The sequence below is a fragment of the Leifsonia shinshuensis genome (assembly GCF_031456835.1).
In the GTDB taxonomy this organism is placed as follows: Bacteria; Actinomycetota; Actinomycetes; order Actinomycetales; family Microbacteriaceae; genus Leifsonia; species Leifsonia shinshuensis_C.
In genome coordinates this window covers 2,206,598-2,232,625 of the sequence record NZ_JAVDVK010000001.1, presented here as the reverse complement: position 1 = coordinate 2,232,625, position 26,028 = coordinate 2,206,598, and the positions used below count along the sequence as shown (strand labels likewise).

Annotated in this window: 25 protein-coding genes; 13 read left to right on the top strand and 12 right to left on the bottom strand. The window is 71.1% G+C overall.

Going from position 1 to position 26,028, the window contains the following annotated elements; all coding sequences use genetic code 11:
• Window positions 1-31: 31 nt before the first annotated feature.
• From J2W45_RS10890 to J2W45_RS10875, 4 genes are all read right to left on the bottom strand, one after another.
• Window positions 32-718 carry an RraA family protein gene (locus tag J2W45_RS10890; protein WP_310131700.1) on the bottom strand — a complete coding sequence of 229 codons (687 nt, stop codon included), beginning with the start codon at window positions 716-718 and terminating at the stop codon, window positions 32-34.
• 64 nt (window positions 719-782) lie between these two features.
• Complete coding sequence (locus tag J2W45_RS10885) at window positions 783-1,685, bottom strand: phosphoribosylaminoimidazolesuccinocarboxamide synthase (protein ID WP_310131697.1); 903 nt, start codon at window positions 1,683-1,685, stop codon at window positions 783-785.
• 40 nt (window positions 1,686-1,725) lie between these two features.
• Window positions 1,726-2,073 carry an SHOCT domain-containing protein gene (locus J2W45_RS10880; protein WP_310131695.1) on the bottom strand — a complete coding sequence of 116 codons (348 nt, stop codon included), beginning with the start codon at window positions 2,071-2,073 and terminating at the stop codon, window positions 1,726-1,728.
• Between the two features lie 11 nt (window positions 2,074-2,084).
• Complete coding sequence (locus tag J2W45_RS10875) at window positions 2,085-2,531, bottom strand: DUF6325 family protein (protein ID WP_310131692.1); 447 nt, start codon at window positions 2,529-2,531, stop codon at window positions 2,085-2,087.
• A gap of 182 nt (window positions 2,532-2,713) precedes the next feature.
• Between J2W45_RS10875 and J2W45_RS10870 the strand changes: the two genes are divergently transcribed.
• On the top strand, window positions 2,714-3,958 hold the full coding sequence (locus tag J2W45_RS10870; protein WP_310131689.1) for an FAD-binding protein: 1,245 nt from the start codon (window positions 2,714-2,716) through the stop codon (window positions 3,956-3,958).
• 102 nt (window positions 3,959-4,060) lie between these two features.
• Here the strand turns inward: J2W45_RS10870 and purD are convergent, their stop codons facing one another.
• A complete protein-coding gene (gene purD, locus J2W45_RS10865) occupies window positions 4,061-5,317 on the bottom strand; it encodes a phosphoribosylamine--glycine ligase (RefSeq protein WP_310131687.1) in 1,257 nt (418 codons plus the stop codon).
• Between the two features lie 57 nt (window positions 5,318-5,374).
• Here purD and J2W45_RS10860 point away from each other — a divergent pair, with 57 nt between their 5' ends.
• The 5 genes from J2W45_RS10860 (at window position 5,375) to J2W45_RS10840 (ending at window position 10,351) form a co-directional block, all read left to right on the top strand.
• Window positions 5,375-5,731, top strand: coding sequence for a sterol carrier family protein (locus J2W45_RS10860; protein ID WP_310131684.1), 357 nt, complete (start codon window positions 5,375-5,377; stop codon window positions 5,729-5,731).
• 69 nt (window positions 5,732-5,800) lie between these two features.
• Window positions 5,801-6,229: a hypothetical protein gene (locus tag J2W45_RS10855; RefSeq protein WP_310131681.1), complete on the top strand. Its 429-nt coding sequence runs from the start codon at window positions 5,801-5,803 to the stop codon at window positions 6,227-6,229.
• A 29-nt stretch (window positions 6,230-6,258) separates the two neighbouring features.
• Window positions 6,259-7,830, top strand: a complete 1,572-nt coding sequence (gene purF / locus J2W45_RS10850) for an amidophosphoribosyltransferase (protein WP_310131679.1) — start codon at window positions 6,259-6,261, stop codon at window positions 7,828-7,830.
• 37 nt (window positions 7,831-7,867) lie between these two features.
• Window positions 7,868-8,989, top strand: coding sequence for a phosphoribosylformylglycinamidine cyclo-ligase (gene purM, locus J2W45_RS10845; RefSeq protein ID WP_310131677.1), 1,122 nt, complete (start codon window positions 7,868-7,870; stop codon window positions 8,987-8,989).
• Window positions 8,990-9,049: 60 nt separating this feature from the next.
• The gene (locus J2W45_RS10840; protein WP_310131676.1) at window positions 9,050-10,351 is read left to right on the top strand and encodes a Calx-beta domain-containing protein; all 1,302 of its coding nucleotides are present in this window, start codon (window positions 9,050-9,052) and stop codon (window positions 10,349-10,351) included.
• A gap of 103 nt (window positions 10,352-10,454) precedes the next feature.
• Here J2W45_RS10840 and J2W45_RS10835 read toward each other — a convergent pair whose 3' ends face one another.
• Window positions 10,455-10,688 carry a DUF3073 domain-containing protein gene (locus J2W45_RS10835; protein ID WP_310131674.1) on the bottom strand — a complete coding sequence of 78 codons (234 nt, stop codon included), beginning with the start codon at window positions 10,686-10,688 and terminating at the stop codon, window positions 10,455-10,457.
• A 141-nt stretch (window positions 10,689-10,829) separates the two neighbouring features.
• On the opposite strand from J2W45_RS10835, the gene J2W45_RS10830 reads away from it, so the two are divergent.
• Window positions 10,830-11,903, top strand: a complete 1,074-nt coding sequence (locus tag J2W45_RS10830) for an NAD(P)-binding domain-containing protein (protein ID WP_310131672.1) — start codon at window positions 10,830-10,832, stop codon at window positions 11,901-11,903.
• Between the two features lie 25 nt (window positions 11,904-11,928).
• Here J2W45_RS10830 and J2W45_RS10825 read toward each other — a convergent pair whose 3' ends face one another.
• Genes J2W45_RS10825 through J2W45_RS10810 form a run of 4 tightly spaced genes read right to left on the bottom strand, consistent with a single transcriptional unit; the run spans window position 11,929 to window position 17,333 of the window.
• Entirely contained in the window at window positions 11,929-13,983 is a 2,055-nt protein-coding gene (locus J2W45_RS10825; RefSeq protein WP_310131670.1) for a glycogen debranching N-terminal domain-containing protein, read from the bottom strand.
• Complete coding sequence (locus J2W45_RS10820; RefSeq protein WP_396427116.1) at window positions 13,980-14,879, bottom strand: carbohydrate ABC transporter permease; 900 nt, start codon at window positions 14,877-14,879, stop codon at window positions 13,980-13,982. Before J2W45_RS10820 ends, J2W45_RS10825 begins: the two co-directional genes overlap by 4 nt.
• Window positions 14,880-14,890: 11 nt before the next feature.
• The gene (locus J2W45_RS10815; RefSeq protein WP_310131666.1) at window positions 14,891-16,054 is read right to left on the bottom strand and encodes a carbohydrate ABC transporter permease; all 1,164 of its coding nucleotides are present in this window, start codon (window positions 16,052-16,054) and stop codon (window positions 14,891-14,893) included.
• Window positions 16,055-16,082: 28 nt separating this feature from the next.
• Window positions 16,083-17,333, bottom strand: coding sequence for a sugar ABC transporter substrate-binding protein (locus J2W45_RS10810; protein WP_310131664.1), 1,251 nt, complete (start codon window positions 17,331-17,333; stop codon window positions 16,083-16,085).
• Between the two features lie 336 nt (window positions 17,334-17,669).
• On the opposite strand from J2W45_RS10810, the gene J2W45_RS10805 reads away from it, so the two are divergent.
• From J2W45_RS10805 to J2W45_RS10785, 5 genes are all read left to right on the top strand, one after another.
• Window positions 17,670-18,722, top strand: a complete 1,053-nt coding sequence (locus tag J2W45_RS10805) for a LacI family DNA-binding transcriptional regulator (RefSeq protein WP_310131661.1) — start codon at window positions 17,670-17,672, stop codon at window positions 18,720-18,722.
• 36 nt (window positions 18,723-18,758) lie between these two features.
• Window positions 18,759-19,340, top strand: coding sequence for an antibiotic biosynthesis monooxygenase (locus J2W45_RS10800; RefSeq protein ID WP_310131660.1), 582 nt, complete (start codon window positions 18,759-18,761; stop codon window positions 19,338-19,340).
• A gap of 164 nt (window positions 19,341-19,504) precedes the next feature.
• Complete coding sequence (locus J2W45_RS10795; protein ID WP_310131658.1) at window positions 19,505-20,347, top strand: DUF4097 family beta strand repeat-containing protein; 843 nt, start codon at window positions 19,505-19,507, stop codon at window positions 20,345-20,347.
• Entirely contained in the window at window positions 20,344-20,973 is a 630-nt protein-coding gene (locus tag J2W45_RS10790) for a PadR family transcriptional regulator (protein WP_310131657.1), read from the top strand. The genes J2W45_RS10795 and J2W45_RS10790 overlap by 4 nt, the downstream gene beginning before the upstream one ends.
• Window positions 20,974-21,206: 233 nt before the next feature.
• The gene (locus tag J2W45_RS10785; protein WP_310135006.1) at window positions 21,207-23,378 is read left to right on the top strand and encodes an APC family permease; all 2,172 of its coding nucleotides are present in this window, start codon (window positions 21,207-21,209) and stop codon (window positions 23,376-23,378) included.
• A gap of 31 nt (window positions 23,379-23,409) precedes the next feature.
• Here J2W45_RS10785 and J2W45_RS10780 read toward each other — a convergent pair whose 3' ends face one another.
• The gene (locus J2W45_RS10780; RefSeq protein ID WP_310131655.1) at window positions 23,410-24,144 is read right to left on the bottom strand and encodes an MBL fold metallo-hydrolase; all 735 of its coding nucleotides are present in this window, start codon (window positions 24,142-24,144) and stop codon (window positions 23,410-23,412) included.
• An 81-nt stretch (window positions 24,145-24,225) separates the two neighbouring features.
• Between J2W45_RS10780 and J2W45_RS10775 the strand changes: the two genes are divergently transcribed.
• On the top strand, window positions 24,226-24,984 hold the full coding sequence (locus J2W45_RS10775) for a MerR family transcriptional regulator (protein WP_310131653.1): 759 nt from the start codon (window positions 24,226-24,228) through the stop codon (window positions 24,982-24,984).
• A gap of 129 nt (window positions 24,985-25,113) precedes the next feature.
• Here J2W45_RS10775 and yczE read toward each other — a convergent pair whose 3' ends face one another.
• Window positions 25,114-26,007 (bottom strand): membrane protein YczE, encoded by an 894-nt coding sequence (yczE, locus tag J2W45_RS10770; protein WP_310131652.1) that lies wholly within the window; start codon window positions 26,005-26,007, stop codon window positions 25,114-25,116.
• Between the last annotated feature and the right edge of the window lie 21 nt (window positions 26,008-26,028).

Below are 26,028 nucleotides of genomic sequence, written 5' to 3'. Positions count from 1 at the left end.
ACCCTTCAACGCCCGGTGGATGCGGGAAATTTCACGTCTCGATCGCACCGCCGTTCTCGGCGAGGTAGCGACGCAGCGTCAGTGCCGGGTCGGCGGCCTGCTCGCGGCGGTAGCGGGCGAAGTCGAGCTGGTCGCGCAGGGACGAGCCGCCGCGCATCCGCTCGGCCTGGGCGCCCTCCACCGACTGGATGCGCGCCGCCTCCGCGACCAGCGCCTCGCGGTCTGCGGCCGCCAGCACGAGGACGCCGTCGTCGTCCGCGACGATCCAGTGCTCGGGGGTGACGGTCACCCCGTCGAGGAAGGCCGACCGCATCGCGGTTCCGGCCGGGGGCACCCGGCGGGGGCCGAAGGGATGCGCGCCGCGGCTGAACACCGGCAGCCCGATCTCGCGCAGCTGCGCGGTGTCGCGGTGCCGGCCCCAGATGACCGCGCCGGCGAGGCCGGCGGTCGCCGCCTCCAGCAGCATCAGGTCGCCGACGCAGGCTTCGTCGTCGCGACCGCCGTTGTCGACGACGAGCACGGCTCCGGGAGGCGCGTCGTCGATGGTCTCGAGCAGCACATCCACGCTGCCGAGATGGGTGACGGGGGCGGCGGGTCCGGCGAACGGGCGCCCAGGGAGCAGGGCGACGAGGCTGACGGGGGCCGTTCCGACAGGGATGCCGAGGCGGACGGCGGCATCGGCGACGGCTGCCGTCGCGGGGAGGGTGAGCTGGTCCATGACGGGACGCTATACCGCCCGGCATGCCCGCGGACGAATGGCCCCGCTCGCCGTCGCGCCGCGGCTACTCCCCGGTCAGCCGCTCCAGCAGCTCCCGGTACCGCGCCGCGGTGCGCTCGACCACGTCCTGCGGAAGCGCCGGCGGCTCGCCCGTCTTGTCCCAGTTCGCGGCGAGCCAGTCGCGCACGATCTGCTTGTCGAAGCTCGCCATCCGCTCCTCCGGCGTGGTCCCGGCCGCGTACGCGGCCGCATCCCAGTACCGGCTGGAGTCGCTGGTCAGCACCTCGTCCGCGAGCGTGATCACGCCGGTCGTGCGGTCGGCGCCGAACTCGAACTTGGTGTCGGCGATGATGACGCCGCGCGCCTCCGCGATCGCGGCTCCCCGCGCGTAGACGTGCAGGGACCGTCGCCGCAGCTCCTCGGCCACGTCGGCGCCGACGAGCTCGACGGTGCGCTCGAAGCTGATGTTCTCGTCGTGCTGACCGAGCGGGGCCTTCCAGGCCGGGGTGTAGATCGGCTCGGGCAGGCGGTCGCCGTTCCGCAGTCCGTCGGGAAGGGGGATGCCGCACACGCTCCGGCTCCGCTGGTACTCCGTCCATCCACTGCCGGTGAGGTAGCCGCGCACGACGCACTCGACCGGGAACATGTCGAGCGGCTTCACGAGCATCGAGCGGCCCGACACGGCCGCGGGGATCCGCTCGACCACGCGCTCGCCGACGAGGGTGTGGTCGGGCACGAGGTGGTTCGGGACGTCGTCCAGCTGGTCGAACCACCACAGGCTGAGGGTGGTGAGCAGCTCGCCCTTGTCCGGGATGCCCGGCTGCAGCACGTGGTCGAACGCGCTCACCCGGTCGCTCGCGACGACCAGCACACTGTCGGTGTCGGCGAGCCCCTCGGCGCCCTCGGGCACGTAGAGGTCGCGCACCTTGCCCGAGTAGACGTGGACCCATCCCGGAATCTCGCTCACCCGTCCATCGTAGGGGCGGGCGGCGAGACCGGGATGCGCGTCAGGCCAGCAGCTTCGCCTTCGCCGACGCGAACTCCTCGTCGGTGAGCACGCCCTGCGTGTGCAGGGTCGCCAGCTGCTGCAGCTTCGTCATCATGTCGTCCTCGGTGGGAGCCGCCGCCGGCGCCGGCTGCTGCGCGGCCTGCTGCGCTGCCGCCTGCTGCGCCATCTGCTGCATCTGCATCTGCTGTTGCTGCTGCTCGTACTGCTGCTGGTCGTACTGGCTCTGCGCCTTCTCCTGCTGGTGGCGCTGAACGCTTCCGGAGACCGCGGTCGCCGTACCGGCGACCACCGCCGTGCGCGCCGCCATCCCGATCAGTCCCGGGCGTCCCATCCGTCGCAGTGGCATGGTTGTCCTCCTCAGCTCTCCGTGGTCTCGAGTTCTTCGTACGCCTCGGCCGCCACCGCGTTCAGCACGGGTGCGGGGATGCGCTCGCTGTGCAGCACGACGCCGCCGGACTCGAAGAAGCGGCTCGCCAGCTCCTTCGCCCAGAGGTGCTCGATCACGAGGATCGCGCCGGTCGTCCCGGGTTCGAGCAGCTCGGCGATCTGCTGCACGTCCTCGTCGCCGGCCAGGCCGCTGCCTTCGAGCGTGATGTCGGTCATCCCGATCTCGTCGCCGATCTCCTCCAGCTCGATGATGTCGATGCTCCCGTCGTCGTGACGTTCGACGAAGACGAGGTCGAGCAGGCGGACCGTGCCGCTCGCGACCAGGTCGAGGATCGCCTGAACGACGCCCGCCGACGGGCGGTCCGTATCGAACGCGGCCACCATGAATTCCGCCGGACCGTACTCGAAGTCGGCCATGTCTGCCCCTTTCCCAAGCGGCCCTCGTCGCTTTTCACGGGCACCATACTGCGCGCCTCACCGGCCTGGCTACGCACCATTTCGCTGCCGGCGGCGGAGGTTGATGTGTCCGGTCACATCCGTAGGATGGAGGGGTGCCAACGGCCGCCCGGCCGCTGACGATGACCCGAGGAAGGGCCGCAATGGGCGAGAAGAACTGGGCAGGCAACTACGAGTACCGCGCGGCGAGGATCGCCCGCCCGACCACGCTGGAGGAGCTGAGCGACCTCGTCCTGGACTCCCCGGCGGTTCGCGCGCTCGGCAGCCGCCACTCGTTCAACGACCTTGCCGACACCGAGGGCGTGCTCATCAGCACGGCCGGCCTCCCGGGCGACGTGCGCATCGACGAGGCGGCGCGGACGGTGACGGTCGGCGGCGGCGTCCGCTACGGCGACCTGGCGCGCGAGCTGCAGGACGCGGGATGGGCGCTGCACAACCTCGCGTCGCTCCCGCACATCTCGGTGGCCGGCGCGATCGCAACCGCGACCCACGGCTCCGGCGACCGCAACGGCAACCTCGCGACCGCGGTCGCCGGGCTGCGCATCCTGAACGGCTCGGGCGAGCTCGTGGAGCTGCGCCGCGGCGATGAGGGCTTCGAGGGCGCCGTGGTGGGCCTCGGGGCGCTGGGCGTCGTCACGGACGTGACCCTCGACATCCGTCCGACCTACGACGCGCGGCAGCGGCTCTTCGGCGGTGTGCCGTGGGATGCGGTGCTCGGGCGGTTCGACGAGGTCACCTCGGCGGCGTACAGCGTCAGCCTCTTCACGACCTGGGACGAGGAGGCGGTGTCGCTCGCGTGGCTCAAGGAGCTGGCCGGAGCCGAGACGCTGATCGAGGACGACTTCTTCGGCGCCCCGGCGCTGACCGAGCCGCGGCACATGATCGCGACGATGGATGTGCGCAACACCACCGAGCAGCTGGGCGTGGTCGGCCCGTGGAGCGAGCGCCTCGCGCACTTCCGGTTCGCGTTCACGCCGTCGAACGGCGAGGAGATCCAGTCCGAGTACCTCGTGCCGCGGGCACGAGCCGTGGAGGCGATCGAAGCGGTGCGTGCGCTCGCGCCCCTGATCGCGCCGCTGCTGCAGATCAGCGAGATCCGCACCGTCGCGGCGGACGACCTCTGGCTGTCGAGCGCCTACGAGACGGACGTCGTGGGCCTGCACTTCACCTGGTTCCGCGACCAGGCCGGCGTGGAGGCGGTGCTGCCCGACCTGGAGGCCGCTCTGCTGCCGCTGGGCGCACGTCCGCACTGGGGCAAGCTCTACGTCGACCGCGACGGGATCGTCCCGTCCCTCTACCCGCGCCTCTCCGACTTCGCGGCTCTCGCGTCGCGCTTCGACCCCGCCGCCCGCTTCCGCAACCCCTTCCTCACCCGCCTGCTCCCTTAGTCCCGCGCTCCGCCCACCGTCGAGTACACGATTAGTGCACGCGACACGCCGCGAAGGCGTGCACAAATCGTGTACTCGACGGAGGGTGTCGAGGCGTGGGGGTCAGGAGACGCGGGCGGCGATGTCGGTGCGGTAGTGGGAGCCGGCGAGGTGGATGCGGCCGAGCGCCGTGTAGGCGCGGTCGCGCGCCTCGGCGAAGTCGGTGCCGCGGGCCACGACGGAGAGCACGCGGCCGCCCGTCGCGAGCAGCTCGCCCGTCGCCTCGTGGAGCACGGTCGCCGCGTGCGCGATGGTCACCTCGGGCACCGCGGCCGCCTCGCCGAGCCCCGTGATCGGGCGCCCGGTCTGCGGCGCCTCCGGGTAGCCCTCGCTCGCGAGGACGACCGTGACGGCGGTGTCGAGCGCGAACTCGGGTCGCGGCATCCCGCCGAGCCCGCCGGTGGCGGCGGCGTAGAGCAGCGTGGACAGCGGGGTCACCAGCCGTGGGAGCACCACCTGGGTCTCCGGGTCGCCGAAGCGCGCGTTGAACTCGATCACGCGGATGCCGCGGTCGGTCACGATCAGGCCGCAGTAGAGCAGCCCGATGAACGGGGTCTGCTCGGCGGCGAGGGTGCGGACGGTCGGTAGCGCGATCGTGTCGATGACCTCGTCGACGAAGCCCTCCGGCAGCCAGGGGAGAGGGGAGTACGCACCCATCCCGCCGGTGTTCGGGCCCGCGTCGCCGTCGAGCAGGCGCTTGTAGTCCTGCGCCGGCGAGAGCGGCAGCACGTCGTGGCCGTCGCTGACCAGGAACAGCGACACCTCCTGGCCGTCCAGGAACTCCTCGATCAGCACGCCGCCGTGGCGCAGCCAGTGGGTCGCGTGCTCGACGGCCGCGGCGCGGTCCTCCGTGACGAGCACGCCCTTCCCTGCGGCGAGGCCGTCCGCCTTGACGACGTACGGCGCGCCCAGCTCGTCGAGCGCGCGCTCCGCCTCGGCCAGCGTCTCGGCGCGCACCGCACGGCCGGTCGGAACGCCCGCGGCGTCCATGATCCGCTTCGCAAACGCCTTCGACCCTTCGAGCTGCGCCGCGGCCTTGCCCGGTCCGAACACGGGGATGCCGCGGGTACGCAGTGGATCGGCCACCCCTGCGACGAGCGGAGCCTCCGGGCCGATGACGACCAGGTCGATGCCGTGCTCGATCGCGTACTCGGTGACCGCCTCGCCGTCGAGCGGGTCCAGGCCCGTTTCGACCCGCACATCCTGCGCGATGCCCGCATTGCCGGGCGCCGCGACGATGTCGTGCCGCTCCTCCTCGCTGAGCAGCGCGGTGATGATGGCGTGCTCGCGGGCACCGGAACCGAGGACGAGAATCTTCACGCCACCATGCTAGAGGGAGCGGATGCCGCGGCTCAGCCGGGTGGAAGGATGGAACGCATGGCGAGAGCGAAGATCGCGGACGACGTGGGTGGACCGGCCGTCCGGGCCGCCGTCGCGGGGGGAGCGCCCCGTGACACGACGGCTACGGCCGTGCGGTACCTGCTGCAGCTGCTCGCGGAGCGGGCGCCGGGCAACACCGTCGAGGTGCGGGTGCCGCCGTTCGGTGCGGTGCAGTGCATCCCCGGTCCGCGTCACACCCGCGGGACCCCGCCGAACGTCGTCGAGATGGATGCGGCCACCTGGCTCGGTCTCGCCTCCGGGTCGCTCACCTGGGAGGAGGGCGTCGCCTCGGGCGCCGTCCACGCCTCCGGGCAGCGCGCTTCCCTCGAGGGCCTCGTGCCCTTGCGCTACTGACCGCCGTCGCCGTTCCGTAAGGTTCCGTCACCGACGGTCACCCAGCTTCGATCTGGGAGAATGGGAGTCATGAGCGACACCCCGCAGGACGAGCCGGTCGACGAGGTCGAAGAGACCGTCACCCCGGCCGAGGTGCGGGTGCGGCGCTCGCCGCGGTACTTCCGGTTCATGATCACGGGCGCGGTGCTGTTCGCCATCGTGGCGCTCATCCTCACCTTCGCGTTCCCGGAGAACCCGACGTACGACCGCGGAAGCGTCTTCGGCTTCCTGCTCGCGATCTGCGTCACCGTGGGCGTCGCCGTCGGCGCGGTCGTCGCGCTCATCCTCGACCGCACCACCGCGCGTCGAGCGCGCAGCGTCCAGGCGGATAGAATCGACGTGCGCGTCACCGAGCCCGGGTCGTCGCCTGCACGGCGCGAGGGCTCGCAGCCGGAGCCCGGCACACCGAGCACCACGCAGGGCAGCACGCAGAGCACCACCAGCGACACCGAGAGCTGAACATCCCGACTTCCTGAAAGGGGTCCGCTGTGGCCGGAGGCGACGGTCTTCTCAGTCACGAACTGCTTCCCGGCGAGAAGGGACCGCAGGACGCCTGCGGTGTCTTCGGCGTCTGGGCCCCCGGTGAGGAGGTCGCGAAGCTCAGCTATTTCGGGCTCTACGCGCTCCAGCACCGCGGCCAGGAGTCGGCGGGCATCGCGACGAGCGACGGCGACAAGATCCTGATCTACAAAGACATGGGTCTCGTCTCGCAGGTGTTCAACGAGAACGCGCTCAACTCGCTCCCCGGCCACATCGCCGTCGGCCACACGCGTTACTCGACGACCGGAGCGTCCAGCTGGCAGAACGCGCAGCCGACGCTCGGGTCCACGGCCAGCGGAACCGTCGCCCTCGGCCACAACGGCAACCTGACGAATACCGCCGAGCTGATGCAGCTCGTGCACGAGCGCTACCCGCAGCACGACGGAGAGCTCTCCCGCGGCAACACGACCGACACGGCCGTCGTCACGGCGCTCCTGACCGGCGACCTCGACCACACCCTCGAGTCGACCGCCCTCGAGGTGCTTCCGCGCCTGCGCGGCGCCTACTGCCTCGTCTTCATGGACGAGCACACTCTGTACGCGGCGCGCGACCCGCAGGGCGTGCGACCGCTGGTGCTCGGCCGGCTGGAGCGCGGCTGGGTCGTCGCCTCCGAGACCGCCGCCCTCGACATCGTCGGCGCCAGCTTCGTGCGCGAGGTCGAGCCGGGCGAACTGATCGCCATCGACGAGAACGGACTGCGCAGCCAGCGGTTCGCGACCGAGAAGCGCGCCGGATGCGTCTTCGAGTACGTCTACCTCGCGCGTCCCGACACCACCATCGCCGGCCGCGGCGTCTACGAGGCCCGCGTCGAGATGGGCCGCCAGCTGGCCCGGGAGCACGCCGTCGAGGCCGACCTCGTCATCCCGACCCCGGAGTCCGGCACGCCCGCCGCCATCGGCTACGCGCAGGCGTCCGGCATCCCGTTCGGACAGGGCCTGGTCAAGAACTCCTACGTCGGCCGCACGTTCATCCAGCCGTCGCAGACCATCCGCCAGCGCGGCATCAAGCTCAAGCTGAACCCGCTCAAGGAGGTCATCAAGGGCAAGCGCCTGGTGGTCGTCGACGACTCGATCGTCCGCGGCAACACCCAGCGCGCCCTGGTCTCGATGCTCCGTGAGGCGGGCGCAGCAGAGGTGCACGTCCGCATCTCCAGCCCGCCCATCACCTGGCCGTGCTTCTACGGCATCGACTTCGCGTCGCGCGCCGAGCTCATCGCGACCGGGCTCGGGGTCGAGGAGGTGCGCCAGTCGATCGGTGCGGACAGCCTCGGCTACCTCTCCGAAGACGGCATGATCGACGCGACCGAGCAGCCGCGCGAGCGCCTCTGCACGGCGTGCTTCACGGGCAACTACCCGATCGAGCTGCCGGATGCGCACCACCTCGGCAAGAACCTGCTCGAGCGTCCGGCCGTCGCCGCGACGGACGACGGTTCCGACGCGACCTCCGACGGCTGCGAGCCGGGCCCGGACTCCGAGTTGGAGCCGCTGCTGTCGTTCGGCGACCCCGGCCGCCAGGAGTGAGGCGGGAGGCGCCCGCCTCCGCCGATACGATGGAGCGGTGACCGACTCCACCGCCTCCTCGTCCGCCTCCTACGCCGCCGCCGGCGTCGACACCGCGGCCGGCGACCGGGCCGTCGAGCTCATGAAGGCCGCTGTCGGCCGCACCCACGGCCCCGAGGTGCTCGGTGGTGTCGGCGGGTTCGCCGGCCTCTTCGACGTGTCCTTCCTGCGCGACTTCCGCCGGCCGCTGCTCGCGACCTCCACCGACGGCGTCGGCACCAAGGTCGCCATCGCCCAGGCACTCGACAAGCACGACACGATCGGCCAGGACCTCGTGGGCATGGTCGTCGACGACATCGTCGTGGTGGGCGCGCGTCCCCTCTTCATGACCGACTACATCGCCTGCGGCAAGGTCGTCCCCGAGCGCATCGCCGCCATCGTCGCCGGTATCGCCGGCGCCTGCGCCGAGACCGGAACGGCCCTGGTCGGCGGTGAGACGGCCGAGCACCCCGGCCTGCTGGGAGCCGACGACTACGACGTCGCGGGCGCTGCGGTGGGAGCCGTGGAGGCCGACGACGTGCTCGGCGCCGAGCGCGTCCGCGACGGGGATGCGGTGCTCGCGATGGCCTCGTCGGGACTGCACTCGAACGGCTTCTCGCTGGTCCGCCACATCCTGGCCGCGCGCGGCATCGGGTTCACCGACCGCTCCGAGGAGTTCGGCGGCGTCGTGGGCGAGGCGCTGCTGGAGCCGACCCGGCTCTACACGGGACCGCTGCTGCGGGTGATGCAGGATGCGTCCCTCGGCGGAGCGATCCACTCCCTCAGTCACGTCACCGGCGGCGGCATCGCCGCGAACCTCGCGCGGGTGCTCCCGGTCGGGTCGTGGGTGGAGGTCGACCGCTCGACCTGGTCGCCCACGCCGGTGTTCCGCATTCTGAGCGACCTGGCGGGCAGCAGCCTGGAGTCGAGCGAGGGCACCTGGAACCTCGGCATCGGCATGTTCGCCGTCGTCGCTCCGGAGGCGGCCGAGGCGGTCGCGGCCGCGCTCACCGCCGACGGCATTCCCACCTGGCGTGCCGGGACGGTGTCCACGGGCGCCCGCGACCTCACCGGCTTCGAGCAGGGCGCCAAGGGCGTCGACGGCGGCGCGGTGCGCCTCGTCGGCGGCTACGCCGCCTGAGCCCGCGTCACCCTTTTTGGTCGGAGCGCCCCGCCCGCGCCTGCCGCTAGAGTGGCGCGTGTGAGCCGACCGCACGCCAGCCTTCGCATGGCGGGTGCGGTGGCACTCGCGGCTGTCGGTGCGCTGCTGGGAGCGGCGCCCGCTGCGGCGGCCGGGCTCCCCGCGTCCCCTCCACCCGCGACCCCTGCGCCATCGGCGCCGTCACCGGCGCCTGCGTCCGCCGCCGGGCCTGCGGATGCGCTCGTGCCGTTGGTCGACTGCGTGCAGGATGCGCCGCTCGGCGCCGTCTCGTCCCGCACGGTCGTGCTCGGGTATCGCTCGACCGCGGCCAGCCCCGTGACCGTGCCCGCCGCATCCGGGACGAACGACCTCACCGCGGGCACCGCGGACCGCGGCCAGCCCTCCACCTTCGCGCCGGGGGAGCACCACGGCGTCTGGCTGCTCACCCTCGACTCGGCCGCCGAACCGGACCTCGCCTGGCGCCTCGGCGCCACTGCGGTGCGCTTCGACGGCGCTCCCGCCTGCACGGCGGCCACTGCGGTCGCGGTCAGCGCGCCGGAACGGATCAGCGCGGGCGACACGGTCTCCGTCTCCGCCGCCGTGACGCGGATGCTGCTCGCGCCGCCCTCCACGGGCGCGATCGCGTTCGCCCTGGACGGCGGCCCAGCGGTGACCGCTCCCGTCTCCACCTCGGGCGTCGCCCGGGCGGACCTTCCGGTGGCGGCCGCGGGCGCTCACACGGTGACCGCGACCTACCTCCCGGCCGACGGCTCGGGGCTCCTCCCTTCCGGCGGCAGCGCGACCGTCACCGCGACAGCTCCGAGCGCGCCGCTCGAGGTCGCGGTAGGATCGGTCGTGACCGGGAGCAGCAGTGTGCTGGTCACCGTCGCACGCGCCTCCGCGGAGGGCACGGCGTCGGCCGACCTGATGACCGCCGACGGCACGGCCGCCGCCGGAGCGGACTATTCGCCCCTGGCGACGACCGTCGCGCTCGACGAGGGGCAGACCACCGCGACGGTCCGCGTCGACCTGCCGCCGCGCCCCGCAGGATCGCCCGCCGCGACCTTCTTCGTGCTGCTGCAGCGCGCATCCACCGCCGTCACCAGAGCGTCGGCCACCGTCCGCCTCCCTGCGGTGCCGGCCGCGGTGCCGGCGGCGGGCAACGGGGCGAACCGGGCGGGCGCCCTGCCCGGTGCGTCCTCGGCGCTGCCGCCGGACGACCCCACCGACGGTGCGCCCGCGACGGCGAGCACCGCACAGGACCTGGCCATGCTCGCCGGGGGCATCCTGCTCACCGCGGGCGGCATCCTGGGTGTGCTCGGCCTCGTGCGCGCGGTGGGGATGCGTGAAGCGCGGGCATGACGAACGTCACGTCCCGACGGTGACAGCTTTTCGGGGTGCCGGATCGCTGACGACCCGGCGGGCCTGGCTCTGGGGAGGGCTGGCTCAGGAGCGAAGGGCGGCGCTACGCGCGCTTCGGGGTGCCCGTCTCCTCGTCTTCGTCGTCGTACTCGTACTCGTCCTCCGACTCGGTCTCCTCGTCGGATTCGTACTCCGCCCACTTGGCGTACTGGTCGTCTTCGCTGTGGGAATGACCGGTCAGCTCACGCTCCAGGGCGTCGTAATTCACGGAAGGACTGAACGACTTCAACTGGCGAGCGATCTTGGTGTGCTTCGCCTTCTGACGGCCGCGCCCCATGCGTGACCCCCTTTTGGTCCCAGCCCGCACGAGAGACTCGCCGGGGATCGAATAAGAACAGTGAAAACTAGCATCGAGTTTAGCATGCGGCCCTCATGGCACCCCGAGTCGCCGCACAGCGAGAAGTGGTGGGATGAGCGCGTGAGCACGACCAGGACCGACACCCAGGTGGTGGTGATCGGCGCAGGCCAGGCCGGCCTCGCCGTGGCGTATTACCTGAGGCGGTTCGAGCTGACTCCCGGGGTCGACTTCATCGTCTACGACCGGGGTCCGCGTACCGGGGGAGCGTGGCAGCACCGGTGGGATGCGCTCAAGCTCGGCAGCGCCCACCACGTGAACGACCTCCCCGGGATGTCGGAGCTGGGGCTCAGCTTCGACACGGCGGACCGATCCCTTCCGGCCCGCGACATCGTGGCCGGCTACTACCGCCGCTACGAGGAATACTTCGGGCTGGATGTGCAGCGCCCGGTGACCGTCACGAGCGTGTTCGACCGCGGCGCCGACCTCGTCGTCCAGCACACGGCGGGCGAGACGGGCACGCGCATCGTCGTGAACGCGACAGGCACCTGGGGTGCGCCGTTCGTGCCGTACTACCCGGGCATGAACGACTTCCGCGGCCGGCACGTGCACACGTCGAGCTATCTGTCGGCGGACGAGTTCGCCGGGCAGTCCGTCGTGGTGGTCGGCGGCGGCACGAGCGCGATCGGGTTCCTGCTCGAGCTCGAGGGCATCGCGTCCTCGCTGACCTGGGCGACCCGGCGGCCCGTCGACTTCCGGGACGAGTCCGAGCTGACGATCGAGGGCGGCGTCGCGGCCGTCGCGATGCAGGACGCCGCAGCCCGGGCCGGACAGGCGCTCCCGTCGATCGTGAGCGGCACGGGCGTGCCGCGGACGCGACGCATCGCCGCGGGCATCGAGCGCGGTGTGCTGATCGAGCGGGAGATGTTCACCCGGATCGAGGAGGACGGCGTCCGCTGGCCGGACGGCTCGTTTACGCAGGCGGACGCGATCATCTGGGCGACCGGCTTCCGTCCGGAGTTGCGTCATCTGGCGCCGCTTCGGCTGCGGGAGAAGTCGGGCGGACTGACCGTCGCGTCCGGCGCCTCCTGGCAGGACCCGCGCATATTCCTCGCCGGGTATGGGCCGCAGGCGTCCACGATCGGGGCCAACCGCGCGGGACGCATCATCGCGCGCCAAATCATGGCGCAGCTGTAGGAGCCGACTGGGCCGGGCCGACGCGTCAGACCGTGATGTCGCGGCTCTCGCCCGCGAACCGCAACCCGCTCACCCGCATCCCGCCCGCGGCCGTGTCCGCATCCACCTCGAGCACGCCCGCCGCTGCGTCCGGCCGGAGCCCCAGCTGCGCGCCGAGCACGGCCACCGCCGCCGCGGCGGACCACGCCTGCGGGCGGCACGCCGCGGGGTAGGGGATGGGCGACGTCGTCTCGTCCGCGCCGTCTCCCGCGTGCAGCTCCGGCATCCGGTAGCCGAAGCCGGCGGCGGCTGCGAGCAGCCCGTCGGACAGCACGGCGGCCTCCTCGCGGAATCCGTCGTGCGCGAGGCCGCGTACGACGATGGCCGTGTCGTGCGCCCACACGCTGCCGCCGTGGTAGCTGAGCGGCCAGTAGCCGGCGGAGTCCGTGGACATCGTCCGCAGACCGTAGCCGGACGAGAGCTCGGGGGAGACGAGACGGCGCACGACCAGCGCGGCCTGGTCCGCATCCAGGATGCCCGTCCCCAGCAGGTGCCCGATGTTGCTCGTGACGGTGTCCACGCGCCGCTTCGCCGCGTCGAGGGCCACGGCGGGGTAGGCGCCCGCCGGGTCGTCGATCCAGAAGGCGTCCGCGAACCGCTGCTTGAGCCCCGCCGCCCAGTCGCGCCACCGGTCGCCGCCCGGCCGGTCGAACGCGTCGAGCAGCTCCGCGCCGCCGATGGCCGCCTCGTAGGCGTAGCCCTGCACCTCGCAGAGGGCGATCGGTCCCTCGGCGAGGGTGCCGTCGCGCCACTGAATCGAGTCGCCGGAGTCCTTCCATCCCTGGTTCGCCAGTCCGTGGCCCGTGGTGTCGACGTACTCGAGGAAGCCGTCGCCGTCGCTATCGCCGTAGTCGCGCATCCACGCCAGGGCCGCCTCCAGGTGCGGGAGGAGCGGCTCGATCTCGTGCCGGGGCATTCCCCACCGCCACGCGTCGTGCAGCAGGCAGACCCACAGCGCGGTCGCGTCGACCGTGCCGTAGTAGAGAGGCGGAAGGACGACCCCCTCGCCCGGGATGGCGAGCGCGCCGGGCCGGAGCTCGTGCATGATCTTGCCCGGCTGTTCCGCGGTGTCCGGCACGACGCGGGTGCCCTGGTAGTGCGCCAGCACGCGCAGCGTCGAGGCGGCCAGCTCGTGCCCGAGGGGGAGGAGCAGGCGGGCGGCCCAGATCGAATCCCGCCCGAAGAGGGTGAAGAACCACGGGGCGCCGGCCGCCAGGAAGACGTCGTCGGGACGCTCGCGCGTCGACATGCGCAGTGCCTGCAGATCGGCCACCGCCTGCCGCAGCCAGGAGCCCAGGCGGGAGTCGTCGGTGCGGGCCTCGAACGCCGCCCACTCCTCGGAGGGGCGCGCGCCGGCGACCACCGCTGTCGGGTCGTCGACCTCGATGCTCCACTCGACGACGGCCTCGCCGTGGGCCGGTGCCTCCACCTGCCAGCGCAGCACACAGGCATCCCCGTCGACGGTCACGTGAGCCCGGGGTGCGCGGACCGTCGCGGTGATGGGCCCGCTGCGGAGCACCGCTCCGTGGTCGGTGGCGTCGACGCTCACCGGATGCTCGCTGCCGGTGAGACCCGCCTTGATCTGCTGCATGGGCGAGAAGTCGGCGTGCAGCGCCACCTCGATGGTGGTGCGGACCGGCGCGCCGAGCGCGCTCCGCAGGACGAGCCGTTCCTCCAGGGAGCCCGCGCCCACGACGCGGGTGCGGTCGACCCGCACGCGCGGATCGGCCGTGCGGTCGTCGATGCCGCGGGCGAGTCCCGTGAAGACGGCGGTGGCCGCATCCGGGCCGGCGGTCGCGATGTGTTCGGGCTCGGCGCCGCCGATGGTGAGGACCACGCGATCGAGCACGCGGAGATCCGAGTGGTAGAAGCCGTGGATGCCGTGCCCGTCGATCCTCCCGTCCGGTGCGGACCAGGCCTGCGAGGGTGCGGTGAGCACCACGACGCTGTCGTGCAGGAGCGGCTGGAGGGGCTGGGTCATCGTGGCGGTGGTGCTTTCGTGCTCGGTGGTGGTGTCCGTCATGGTGGTGGCTGCCGTCATTCCTTCACGGCCCCCTCGCTCGCGTTCATGATCCGTCTCTGGAAGATGAAGAAGACCACGGCGACGGGGATCGTCATGACCGCGGCAGCGGCGAGTTTCAGCGGGTACTGCGTCCCCTGGCTGAGCTGCCCGCTGGCGAGGCCCGCGACGCCCTTCGTCAGGGTGGTCAGGGCCGGGCTCTGCGTGGAGACGATGAAGTGCGCCAGCTCGTTCCACGACCCCTGGAACGACAGGATGATGATCGTGATCAGCGCGGGCCGCGCCATCGGGAGCACGACCGACCAGAACACACGGAACGTCCCCGCGCCGTCGATGCGGGCCTGCTCCTCGACGCTTGCCGGGATGGACTCGAAGAAGTTCTTCATGATGAAGACGCCCGCGGCGTCCGTCAGCAGGGGCACGATCATGCCCGTGTACGAGTCGTAGATGCCGAGCTGGTTGATCACCAGGAACTTCGGGATGAGCAGCACCACGGTCGGGACCGCCATGATGGCGACGAGGGCGGCGAACACGACCGAGCGGCCGCGGAAGTGCAGGCGCGCGAGCGCGTACCCGGCCAGCGAGTCGAAGAAGACCCGGCCCAGGGTCACCACGATGGTGACGACCGCCGAGTTGGCGAACCAGACGGGAAAGTCGGAGTTGAGGAACAGCTTCGCGTAGGCCGCCGTGGTGAAGGTCTGCGGGATGAGCGCGACCGGGTTCGAGGCCGCCTCCGCGTCCGTCTTGAACGACGTCGCCAGCTGGATGAGGAACGGCATGATGTAGACGATCGCCAGCACCACCAGCACCGCGTAGGTGACGGAGGTCGCGACCACGGTGCTCGCGGAGCGCCGGCGGCCGGCGGGCCGTTGGGAGGGCGGCGGTGGCGAGACGGCTGCGCCGCGCTCGCTCTGCATCGCTGTGGTGCTCATCGGAGCGTTCCCTTCCGGTCGGGATCGTCGGTCTCGCGCGCGGCCGGCACGCTGCTCGGAGCGCCGGTTGCGGCCGTCCCCGCCGCCAGCGCCGGCTGGTAGAGCCGCATCCGGCGCTTCGAGACCTTCCGATCCCGGAGCACCCAGCGCTGGAAGATCGTGAAGACGACGATGATGACGAACAGGATGAACGCGATGGCCGCGCCCTGGCCCCACTCCTGGTTGACGAACGACGTCTGATAAGAGAGGTACGCGGGGGTGAGGGTGGTCTTGCCCGGCGCGCCGCGGGTGCCCGTGTAGATCTGGTCGAACACCTGCCAGCAACCGATCAGTCCGAGGGTCAGGACGGTGAACAGCGTCGGCCGGAGCTGCGGGAGGGTGATGCGCCAGAAGCGCTGCCAGCCGTTGGCGCCGTCCATCATCGCCGCCTCCGTCACGTCGCCGCCGAGGTTCTGCAGGGCCGCCAGGAAGAGCAGCATGAAGGTGCCGCTCGTGGTGAACACGGCCATGATGATGAACGCCGTCATCGCCACCGACGGGCCGCCGAGCCAGTCCCACCAGGAGACGCCGAGCGCGGTGTTCTGAGTCAGCGCGGCCGGTCCCTGGGCGACGCCGAAGAGCCGTAGGAAGTTGTGGATGATCCCGCTGGGATCGTTGAACCAGTTCGGGCCGTTGATCCCGAACCAGGAGAGCACCTTGTTGACGGCCCCGCTCGTGCTGAACAGGAACAGCCAGAGCACCGTGATGGCGACCGAGCTCGTCACCGAGGGGAAGTAGAACGCGGTCCGGAAGAACCCTCGGCCGCGGAGGATCGCGCGGCTGACCAGCACGGCGAGACCGAGCGACACCGCGGTCTGGATGGGGACGACCAGCACCACGTACCAGGCGTTGTTCTTGAGCGCGGTGCCGAAGTCCTGCTCGGCCAGCCCTCCTCCGCCGAGAAGCGTGGCGTAGTTGTCGAGGCCGACGAACTTCACGTCCGGCGAGAAGGGGCTGCCGCGACCGCCCCAGTCGGAGAAGCTGACCCAGAGGGCCATCAGCACCGGGACGACGAGGAAGACGCCGAGCAGCAGGATGACCGGGGCGGTGAACAACCACCCCGAGGCGGCCTCGCCGCGCCGGATTCCGGTGCGACGAGACCGACTCGCGGTTGCAGACATGACGGGCCTTTCCTCCGGTGGGCGCGTGCTACTTCAGCAGCGCTTCGAGGTTCTTCTGCGTGGTGTCGAGGATGGACTTCGGGTCGCCGGTGGCCAGCGACTCGAGCTTGCTGTTGAGGTCGGTGACCACGTCGGCGGAGCCCTTCGCGGTCGGCACGCCCTTGGCGTAGTCGGCGGCGTTCAGGAACGGCACCAGGTCGGGGTTGTCCGACTTCCACTCGTCGGCAGCCGACTTGATGGACGGCATCGGGCCGAAGGCCCTCGAGAAGGCGAGCTGGTCCGACTTGCTGGTCAGCTTCTCGACCAGCTTCAGCGCGGCGGCCTGGTTGGGGCTGTCGGCGGCGATGCCCCAGCAGTTGGTGAACTGCAGCGTGCCCTGGCCGGCCGGTCCCTTCGGCAGCTCTGCGATCTTGTACTTGATGTTGGGGAAGTCGGACTTGAGGGCGCCGGTGATCCAGTTGCCCTCGATCGTCATCGCCGCGAGGCCCTTGCCGAACGCCTCGCCGCCCCAGCCGGCGCCGAGGTCCTTCGCGTACTTCAGCTCCCCGCCGTTCAGCATCTGCTTGACGAAGGCGAGCGCCTTCACGTTGGCCTCGCTGTTCGCGGTGGCCTTGGTGCTGTCCTCATTCATGAGGTTTCCGCCGGCCTGGACCATGAACGAGCCGATGCGGGCGTACTCGCCCGAGATGCCGAGCCCGACCTGGCTGCCCGTCGTGAGCTTCTTGGCGACGGCCTCGAGGTCGTCCCAGGTCTTCGGGATGTCGGCGTCGGTCAGCCCGGCGGCCGTCCAGGCGTCGGTGTTGATCACCAGCTGGAGCGTGGAGAAGTCCTTCGGCGCACAGTAGAACTTGCCGTCGTAGGTGAAGGACTTGACCAGGCCCGGGTAGAAGTCGCTCTTGTTGCTCAGCTGGTCGCCGTAGGCGAGCAGCGACCCGTTCGACGCGTACCCGGCCAGCGCGTCGGTGGACAGGTAGAAGACATCGGCCGGCTTCTTCGCGGCGAAGCCCTGCGAGAGCTGCTGGTTGAGGTCGCTCGCGACCACCAGGTTCGCCTTGGTGCCCGAGCTCTTGGACCAGTCGGACACTGCGGACTTCACCGCGGTGGTCTCGGCGTCGCCGGACGAGCCGATCATGACGGTCAGCGCCTTGTCGGACGAGGTGAGCTTGCCGGTGTCGGAACTGCTGCTGCCGCCGAAGCCGGAGCCGCACGCCGTGAGGGCGAGCGCGGTCGCCGCGGCGACGGCGCCGCCCGCGAGCCAGCGGTGTGTGATCTTGCGCATTCGTGTCTCCTTGGTATGAGTGTGCCCGCGAGGAGGGGCGCACACGGGAAGGGGCGGGAAGGTTGTGGACAACCCGTCGGATGGTGCGGTCTGTGAGCGGATCCCGGGCACGCCGGAGCCGGTGCCGGTGCTCCGCTGCGATGCGCGCATCCGACCTCCTCCGCTCCGTCGCCTGATTCGTCACTCCTGGTTTGATCGATCAAATCGGCAGCCACTACGCTGAGTTTGAACGATCAAACCGGGATGCCTGTCACAGTAACCGCGCGCTTCCACAGGTGTCAAGCAGCCCACTAGGGTCGTATCCAGCCACGAGACGAGCCGGAGGGAGGCCAGGCGATGGGTGCGCAGCCGACCGTGACCGACGTCGCCGGCGTCGCCGGGGTGTCCCGCCAGACCGTGTCGAACGTGCTCAACGCGCCGGAGCTCGTCCGCCCGGAGACGCGGGAGCGGGTACAGGCCGCCATCCACTCGCTCGGCTATCGGCCCCACGCCTCGGCGCGCCGGCTCCGCACGCAGAAGAGCTCCACGATCGGCATCCGCCTCGACCCCATCACGCAGGACGGCATCTCGGGCAGCATCCTCGACCGGTTCCTGCACGCGCTCACCGAGCAGGCCGACCGCCAGGGTCTCCGGGTGCTGCTCTTCACCGCGACGGGGCCGGAGGACGAGATCGAGCAGTTCCGCCGGCTGTCGGACGCCGCCGACGTCGACGCCTTCGTGCTCACGTCGACGTTCCACGGCGACCCCCGCACGGAGTGGCTGATCGAGAACGGCCGGTCGTTCGTGACCTTCGGCCGCCCGTGGGGCATCGACGACATGACCGATCCCGAACATCTGTGGGTGGATGTGGACGGGCGCGCCGGCGTGCGCGAGGCGACGGCGCATCTGCTCTCCCGCGGCGGTCCGCGCATCGGCTTCATCGGCTGGCCCAGCGGGTCCGGGACGGGCGACGACCGCCGCGCCGGCTGGCTGGAGGCGATGCGCGCGGGGAGCGGTCTGACCGAGGAGGAGCTCCGGCTGCTCGACGCGGCGGTGGAGGACGTCGTCCCGAACGGTGCGGACGCGGTGCGCCGCCTCGAGCAGCGCGCCGGCCGCCTCGACGGGGTCGTCTGCGTCTCCGACTCCCTCGCGCTCGGCGCCCTCACGGCGACGGCGGGCCGCATCCCCGTCGTCGGCTACGACGACACGCCGGTCGCCGAGGCGCTCGGCTTCTCGAGCGTCGCCCAGCAGCTCGACGAGGTCGCCGCCGGCGTGCTGGAACTGCTCACCGGCGCACACGGCGGCCGCGTCCAGCGCGGCGACCCGGTGACCGACCCGCGTCACCGCCTGGTGACGCCGCGCCTGGTGGTGCGCGACGGTCCGTCGCTCATCGGCGACCGCACGCTCTGAAATCCGCGTGTAACGCGCTGCGGAGACAATGGAGGCATGTCTCCACAAGAGCCTCTGCTGGATGCGCCACGAGCGCGTCGCCTCCCGATCACCGTGTCCATCACCCGCCGTGTCGACAGCACGCGCCTGGCCGAGGTCACCCACTGGGTGCAGGCCGGCGTGAACCTGGCCAACACGTACGACGGCTTCCTCGGCTCCGGCTGGGTGCGCGCCCACGCCGACTCCGACGAGTGGCACATGCTCTACCGCTTCGCGGACGCGGACACCCTGGAGGCCTGGGAGGCGTCGGACGACCGTGCCGACTGGCTCTACGCGGGTCGCGAGCTGGTGGAGGTGTCCCGCGTCGAGCGGAGGACCGGCATCGAGGGCTGGTTCGACCAGCCGCAGCCGGGCGTGCCCGCGGCGCCGCCGCGCTGGAAGCAGGCCGTGACGATCTGGCTCGGATTCTTCCCGCTGTCGCTCGCCTTCACGTACCTCACCGTGACGTTCGTGCCGGGCTGGCACAGCCTGTGGCCGCTCGCGACGGTGCTGCTCAGCACGCTCTGCCTGACGCCCACCATGACGTACGTGCTGCTGCCGTTCGTCACCCGGTTGCTGCAGCCCTGGCTCCGCCGGTAGTTCACTCGGGGTTCTCCCTGACCCGACCCTGAACTCCCGGAATCCTGCCCGCGCGCCCTTGCATCCCTCGTAATCGCGATATATCGTGAATCCGTCAACAGTCGCGATATAACGCGAGTCACCGACGGTCCCGGCATGGACCGGAGAAGCAAGGAGAACGAACCATGGCACAGGAGAAGTGGCTGATCCAGCCGGGCGAGAGCCGCACCATCGATGTGGAGCTCGTCCGCGCGCTGAAGGTCGGATTCATTGGCGGTCAGATCGACATCGTCGGGCACGACGAGCCCGGCGCGCGGATCGAGGTCCACTCGGTCGAAGGGCGTGACCTGAAGATCGTCATCGACGGCGACCGCCTCGAGATCGACCACCCGCAGCTGCGCTGGGACAACTTCATCGAGGTCTTCAAGTCCATGCGGTCCAGCGCCCGGGCCGACGTCAGCGTGCTCGTGCCGCGCGATGTCGAGCTCAAGTTCGGCGTCGTCTCCGCGACCGCCCTGGTCTCCGGACTGCACACGGACGCGCGGCTCAGCACCGTGTCCGGGGATGTCGTCGCCGACGGCCTCACCGGCGACATCGAGCTCAACTCCGTCAACGGCGAGCTCTCGGTGCGCGACCACACGGGCCGCATCTCCGCGCACACCGTCTCGGGCGACGTGACCGCGACCGGCGCCATCCGCCGCTTCTCGGCCGACGGCGTCTCCGGCGACGTCATGATCGACGTCACCGGCACCCCGGACGAGATCGCCGTGAACACGGTCTCCGGCGACACGACCATCCGCATCCCGGAGGCCGTCGGCGCGCGCTACCGAGTGAACACGGTGTCGGGGAAGGTGCAGCTCGACAACATGACCGTGGTCGGCGGGATGGGCAGGGGCTACACCGGCACCTCCGGCACGCTCAACGGCACCTGGGTCGAGATCAACGTCAACTCCGTTTCGGGCGATGCGGCAGTGCTGCGCAGTGCCGCGACGGCGCAGGGCGCGAATGCGCAGGAGGCGTCGGCGTGAGCCCCGTCTTCTCGCACGGCAGCCTCCGGCTGTACCTGCTGAGCCTCCTCGACGAGTCCCCACGGCACGGCTACGAGCTCATCCAGGCGCTCAGCGACCGCTTCGGCGGCACGTACAGCCCCAGTGCCGGGACGATCTACCCCCGCCTCGCCAAGCTCGAGGAGGAGGGGCTGGTCACCAAGACCACCGAGGGCCGCAAGACCGTCTACGCGATCACGGACGCCGGGCGCGCGGAGCTGGACGCCCGCCGACCCGAGCTGGACGCGATCGAGGAGGAGGTCACCGACTCGGTCCGGCGGCTCGCCGACGAGGTGCGCGCGGGCGTGAACGACGCCATGCGCACGCTGCGCGCCGAGCTGGCGTCGGCCGCCCGGGAGGCGAAGCGGAACGCGTCGCGCGTCGACCCGCGCCAGGAGTCCCGAGACGCCGGCCGGGATGCACGCGCAGCCGGGATGACGGCGGTCCGGGATGCGGAGGCGGCGCTCAACGAGTTCCGTCAGCAGCTGCGAACGGACCTGCGTTCCGAGGCGGCGCGCGGCGCCCTCCCCGTCGACGTCGTCCCGCTCCTCAAGGGCGAACTGGACCGCGTTCGGCGCACCGTCGCCGAGGCGCTCAGCCGCCGCTGAGCGCGAGCGTTCGGCTTTGGGAAAGAGTCAGCGAATGCTCATCCGGCTCCCAGTGAGACCACTGCCGGTCGCCGTGCCGCGCCAATCCGCCACACCCGACCCGTCTGCAGGGCAACGCCCAGTGTTTGCAGATCGGGAGGGTGCTGGGGGCGCGACGCGCCGACTTGACAGTGCATTGCCAGCGAGTATGCTCGCACCTCGTGACAAATGAGGGGAGATCCCCGAAGCGCTGGTTGATCGGCGACCCGCTTCCGAGTGAGAAGCTCGAAGGACAACTGCTCCCGAAGCACCTCGCCCTACCCATCTTCGCCTCGGATGCGCTCTCGAGCGTCGCCTACGCTCCGCAGGAGCTCCTGATGATCCTGCTGCTCGGCGGGCTGGCGTTCCTGACGTTCGCGCCGTGGGTGGCCGCGGCGGTCGTCGTCCTGCTCGTCACGGTCGTGCTCAGCTATCGGCAGCTCGTCAAGGCGTACCCGTCGGGCGGCGGCGATTACGAGGTCGCCCACAAGAACCTCGGCGAGAAGGCCGGGCTGGTCGTCGCGTCCGCGCTGCTGGTGGACTACGTGCTCACCGTCGCCGTCTCGGTCGCGTCCGGCGTCGACAACGTGATCTCCGCGCTCCCCTTCCTCGCCCCCTGGCGGGTCGAGCTCGCCATCCTCTGCGTCATCGTCATCGCTGCCGTCAACCTGCGCGGCGTGCGGGAGTCGTCGAAGGCGTTCGCGCTGCCGACGTACATCTTCATCGGCAGCATCGGCCTCATGGTCGTCACGGCGCTCATCCGCACCGCCTTCGGCGACGCTCCGGTGGCCGAGTCGGCCGGGTACCAGGTGCACGCCGACTCCCTCACCCAGGCGGCCGTCGTGCTCCTGCTGCTGCGCGCCTTCTCGAGTGGATGTTCGGCTCTGACCGGTGTCGAAGCGGTCGCCAACGGCGTCCCCGCGTTCCGCACGCCGAAGATCCGCAACGCCCGCATCACTCTGGGACTCATGGGCGGCATCGCCATCACCCTGTTCGCCGGACTCACCGCGACTGCCCTGATCAGCGGCGTCCACTACGCCGAGAACCCGTGCGACCTTCAAGGCTGGGCGCAGTGCGCGACGTCGCCGCAGCGCAGCCTGATCGCCCAGATCGCCGCCGCCACCTTCGGCAACAACACGTTCTTCTTCTTCCTGGTGCAGGCCGCGACGGCGGTGGTGCTGCTGCTGGCGGCCAACACCGCCTTCAACGGCTTCCCGCTGCTCGGCTCGGTGCTCGCCCGCGACTCCTATGCCCCGAAGGCGCTGAACACCCGCGGCGACCGCCTCGTGTACTCGAACGGCATGATCATCCTCGCGCTGGCGGCGACGGTGCTGCTGGTCGTGTACCAGGCGAACCTGACCCAGCTCATCCAGCTCTACATCATCGGGGTGTTCGTGTCGTTCACCCTCGGCCAGTCGGGCATGGTGAAGCACTGGATCTCGCTGCTGCGCGAGGGCGGCCAGACCGGGCGTGAACGCACCGGGATCATCCGCTCGCTCTGCATCAACGCGTTCGGCGCGTGCCTCACCGCGATCGTGCTCATCGTCGTGACGATCACCAAGTTCACGCACGGCGCGTACCTGGTCTTCATCTTCATGCCGATCCTCTGGTTCCTCATGCTCGGCGTGAACCGGTACTACCGCGACGTCGAGAAGGAGGTCGAGGTCGACCCGGTCACGACGTTCGGAAGCGTCGGCGACCACGCCATCGTCCTCATCGGCAAGATGCAGAAGCCGGCCCTCAAGGCGCTCGACTACGCCATCGCCGCCCGGCACGACTCCATCGAGGCCGTCCACGTCTCCATCGACGAGGAGGCGACCCAGAAGCTGCAGCGGCAGTGGATCGAGCAGAACATCCACGTGCCGCTCACCATCATCGAGTCGCCGTACCGCGAGTTCGGCATCCCCCTGGTGAAGTACCTCAAGCACCGGCGGGAGGAGCACGGCTCCGAGGTCGTGACGGTCTACCTGCCGCAGTACATCGTCGGTCACTGGTGGGAGTCGCTGCTGCACAACCACCGCGCCCGCCGCATCAGCAAGCAGCTCATGCTGTGCCACGGCGTCACCGTCGCCCTCGTTCCGTGGCTGCTCGACTCGTCGTCGCTCATCTACGGCCGCCGCTCCCGCCCGCTGCCCGGCCAGGACCGCCGCGGCGAGCCGGTGCGCCCGGTCGCACGCCGGCCCCTCGTGCCCGCGTCGCGCGCGCACACGCGCATCCACATCCACCCGGTGCCGCTCACGATCGGCGACCCGGCCGAGAGCGCGGAGGACGTGGCGGCGACCATCCCGGAGCCGCAGCCGCAGGCCGATGCGACGACGGCGGAGCAGGCGGAGAAGCGCGAGCCGGCGGCCGCCGGCGGCGGGCCGAAGGCACGCGCGAAGCGCTAGGCGGCGGGGCCGCTAGGCGGCGGCGACGCCGCTAGCCGGCGGCATACGGGGCCAGCTCGACGATCGGTCCGTGCCCGGGCAGGATGCGGGCCGCGTCGCAGAGGACGAGCCTCCGGGCGCTCCGGGCCGCCTCGTCGGCGTCGTGCTGGAAGAACCCGGGCAGCTGCTGCAGATCGCCCGAGTCACGGAGCAGTGGATGACCGCTGACGACGGCATCGCCCGACAGCAGCGATTGCGATTCGGGCTCGAAGAAGCAGACGCTCCCGGTCGTGTGCCCGGGCGCCGGCACCAGCTGGAGCTCGTGTCCGGTGCTGAGCAGGATGCTTTCGCCCTCCACGGCCACCGCATCCCGCACGCCGACGTCGCCCAGGCCGCCGGCGCGCACCGCGGCGACCACCCAGCGCACCGTTCCCCGCTTGAAGATCGAGGGGAACAGGTCGGCCACGGTGACCTGCTCGGTGACGTCGCGGCGCACGTTGGGGAGCTCGGCGGGCGACGCGGCCACCACGACGCCCCGCTCGGCGGCGAGCCTGGCGCTCGCGCCCAGGTGGTCGGAGTGCCCGTGGGTGATCAGGATGCGGCGCAGGTCGGCCGGGTCGGCCCCCGCGATGCGGATGGACTCCTCGACCAGCGGAAGGTCCGCGGGGTAGCCGCAGTCGACCAGTTCCACGGCGCCGGCGCCGTGGAAGACAGTCCAGTTGGAGAGCGGTCCTTCGACGAAGAGGATGCCGGGGGCCACGCGGACGGTCGAACGGATGCCACTCACACCGTCACTCTAGCGACGCGCTTGACCTTGACGTAGCGTCAACTCCTAGCGTGGGTGCTGCATCGCATGAGAGGAGGGGACATGGACTGGTCCATCCAGGACATCGCCCGGATCGCCGGGACGACCAGCCGGACGCTGCGGCACTACGACGCGGTCGGGCTGCTCAAGCCCAGCCGGGTCGGGGGCAACGGCTACCGGTACTACGACCGCGACTCCCTCATGCGGCTGCAGCGCATCCTGCTGCTCCGCGACCTCGGCCTGGGCCTCGACGCCATCGGCCGGGTGCTCGACGACCGGACGGATGCGGCGCCCGCCCTGCGCGACCACCTCGCGTGGCTGCGCACGGAGCGGGAACGGCTGGCGCGGCAGATCGCGTCGGTCGAGTCGACGATCCACGCCGTGGAGGAAGGAGAGGAGATCATGGCCGAGCAGATGTTCGACGGCTTCGATCACACGCAGTACAAGGACGAGGTCGAGGAGCGCTGGGGGAAGGAGGCGTACGCCTCCTCCGACCGCTGGTGGCGCAGCAAGACGCCGGAGGAGCGCCGCGACTGGCAGGAGCGGCAGCAGCGTCTCGCCGCCGACTGGCAGGCGGCCGCCGCGGACGGGGTCGCACCCGACTCCGACCGGGCGCAGGAGCTGGCGCGACGTCACGCGGACTGGCTGGCCGACATCCCGGGCACGCCCGGCTACGGCACCGGCGCCCCGCTCGCCGCGTACCTGAGCGGTCTCGGCGACATGTACGTCGCCGACCCCCGTTTCGCGGCCAACTACGGCGGGGAGGCCGGCGCGACGTTGGTCCGCGACGCCCTCCGCCACTACGCCCAGCACCTCGCCTGACCCGCGCCCCCGGGTCGTTCCGGTCTAGCGCGCTGAGCCCCCCGTCGAGTACACGAAAAGTGCACGGTTTCGAGCTGAAACCGTGCATTTTTCGTGTACTCGACGGTGGGGGCGCGAGGGCGAGCGAGGTCAGGGGTGGCGGGGGCGGCCGGTGAGGCGGTCGTCGAGCCAGTGGGCGGCGACGACGCGGGAGGCGCGCGGGCAGCGCTCCGACGGAGGGTCGGCGGGCGCACGGTCGGGCTGCGGGCCGTGGACGAAGGGGGAGTCCGGGCGGATGGCGCGGTCGTGCGCCGCCCGGTCGGATTCGAGCAGGATGCCGTCGCGCACGTCGAAACGGACGGCACCCTGCTCCTCCTCGAGGCCGGCCGACTGCTCGGCCGTTCCCTCGAGCTCGCTCTCCAGCGCCGCCGCAGCCGTTGCAGCGTCCTGCGGCAGGCGGATCGCGAAGAAGGGGAGGGTGATGCTGCACAGCGGGCCGACCAGCAGCGCGAACGCGAGCGTCCCGACGCCGACGTTCCCGCCGAGCGCCCACCCGATGATCAGGACGGTCACCTCGATGGCGGTCCGCACCATCCAGATGGGCCGTCCGGTGCGGGCATGCAGGCCCGTCATGAGGCCGTCGCGCGGGCCGGGTCCGAGGCGCGGACCGATGTAGAGGCCGGTCGCCACGGCGAGAAGGAGCAGGCCGCCGACGAAGAACAGCACCTGCGCCCACAGTTCCGTCTGCTGCGGGAGGAGGTCGAGCCCCAACTGCGCGCTCGGCCCGACCAGCAGGACGTTGAGCACCGTGCCGAGTCCCGGCCGCTGGCGGAGCGGGATCCAGAAGGCGAGCACGACCAGCCCGACGATGTTCGTCACCAGGCCGAACGGGATGCCCGTCTTGAGGGAGACCCCCTGGGCGAGCACATCCCACGGCGACAGCCCGATGCCGGCGCGGACCATGAGCGCGATGGCGATGCCGTAGAGGAACAGGCCGATCAGCAGCTGCACGAGGCGCCGGGTGAGGAGGAGGCGGGTGGTCATGGGAACAATCCAATCGCGATG

Excerpts from the sequence above, each read along its gene's own strand:
- J2W45_RS10890 (WP_310131700.1), bottom strand. The coding sequence starts at position 718 with ATGGACCAGCTCACCCTCCCCGCGACGGCAGCCGTCGCCGATGCCGCC.
- J2W45_RS10880 (WP_310131695.1), bottom strand. The coding sequence starts at position 2,073 with ATGCCACTGCGACGGATGGGACGCCCGGGACTGATCGGGATGGCGGCG.
- J2W45_RS10875 (WP_310131692.1), bottom strand. The coding sequence starts at position 2,531 with ATGGCCGACTTCGAGTACGGTCCGGCGGAATTCATGGTGGCCGCGTTC.
- J2W45_RS10870 (WP_310131689.1), top strand. The coding sequence starts at position 2,714 with ATGGGCGAGAAGAACTGGGCAGGCAACTACGAGTACCGCGCGGCGAGG.
- J2W45_RS10860 (WP_310131684.1), top strand. The coding sequence starts at position 5,375 with ATGGCGAGAGCGAAGATCGCGGACGACGTGGGTGGACCGGCCGTCCGG.
- J2W45_RS10855 (WP_310131681.1), top strand. The coding sequence starts at position 5,801 with ATGAGCGACACCCCGCAGGACGAGCCGGTCGACGAGGTCGAAGAGACC.
- J2W45_RS10835 (WP_310131674.1), bottom strand. The coding sequence starts at position 10,688 with ATGGGGCGCGGCCGTCAGAAGGCGAAGCACACCAAGATCGCTCGCCAG.
- J2W45_RS10825 (WP_310131670.1), bottom strand. The coding sequence starts at position 13,983 with ATGACGGCAGCCACCACCATGACGGACACCACCACCGAGCACGAAAGC.
- J2W45_RS10820 (WP_396427116.1), bottom strand. The coding sequence starts at position 14,879 with ATGCAGAGCGAGCGCGGCGCAGCCGTCTCGCCACCGCCGCCCTCCCAA.
- J2W45_RS10815 (WP_310131666.1), bottom strand. The coding sequence starts at position 16,054 with ATGTCTGCAACCGCGAGTCGGTCTCGTCGCACCGGAATCCGGCGCGGC.
- J2W45_RS10810 (WP_310131664.1), bottom strand. The coding sequence starts at position 17,333 with ATGCGCAAGATCACACACCGCTGGCTCGCGGGCGGCGCCGTCGCCGCG.
- J2W45_RS10805 (WP_310131661.1), top strand. The coding sequence starts at position 17,670 with ATGGGTGCGCAGCCGACCGTGACCGACGTCGCCGGCGTCGCCGGGGTG.
- J2W45_RS10800 (WP_310131660.1), top strand. The coding sequence starts at position 18,759 with ATGTCTCCACAAGAGCCTCTGCTGGATGCGCCACGAGCGCGTCGCCTC.
- J2W45_RS10795 (WP_310131658.1), top strand. The coding sequence starts at position 19,505 with ATGGCACAGGAGAAGTGGCTGATCCAGCCGGGCGAGAGCCGCACCATC.
- J2W45_RS10775 (WP_310131653.1), top strand. The coding sequence starts at position 24,226 with ATGGACTGGTCCATCCAGGACATCGCCCGGATCGCCGGGACGACCAGC.
- yczE (WP_310131652.1), bottom strand. The coding sequence starts at position 26,007 with ATGACCACCCGCCTCCTCCTCACCCGGCGCCTCGTGCAGCTGCTGATC.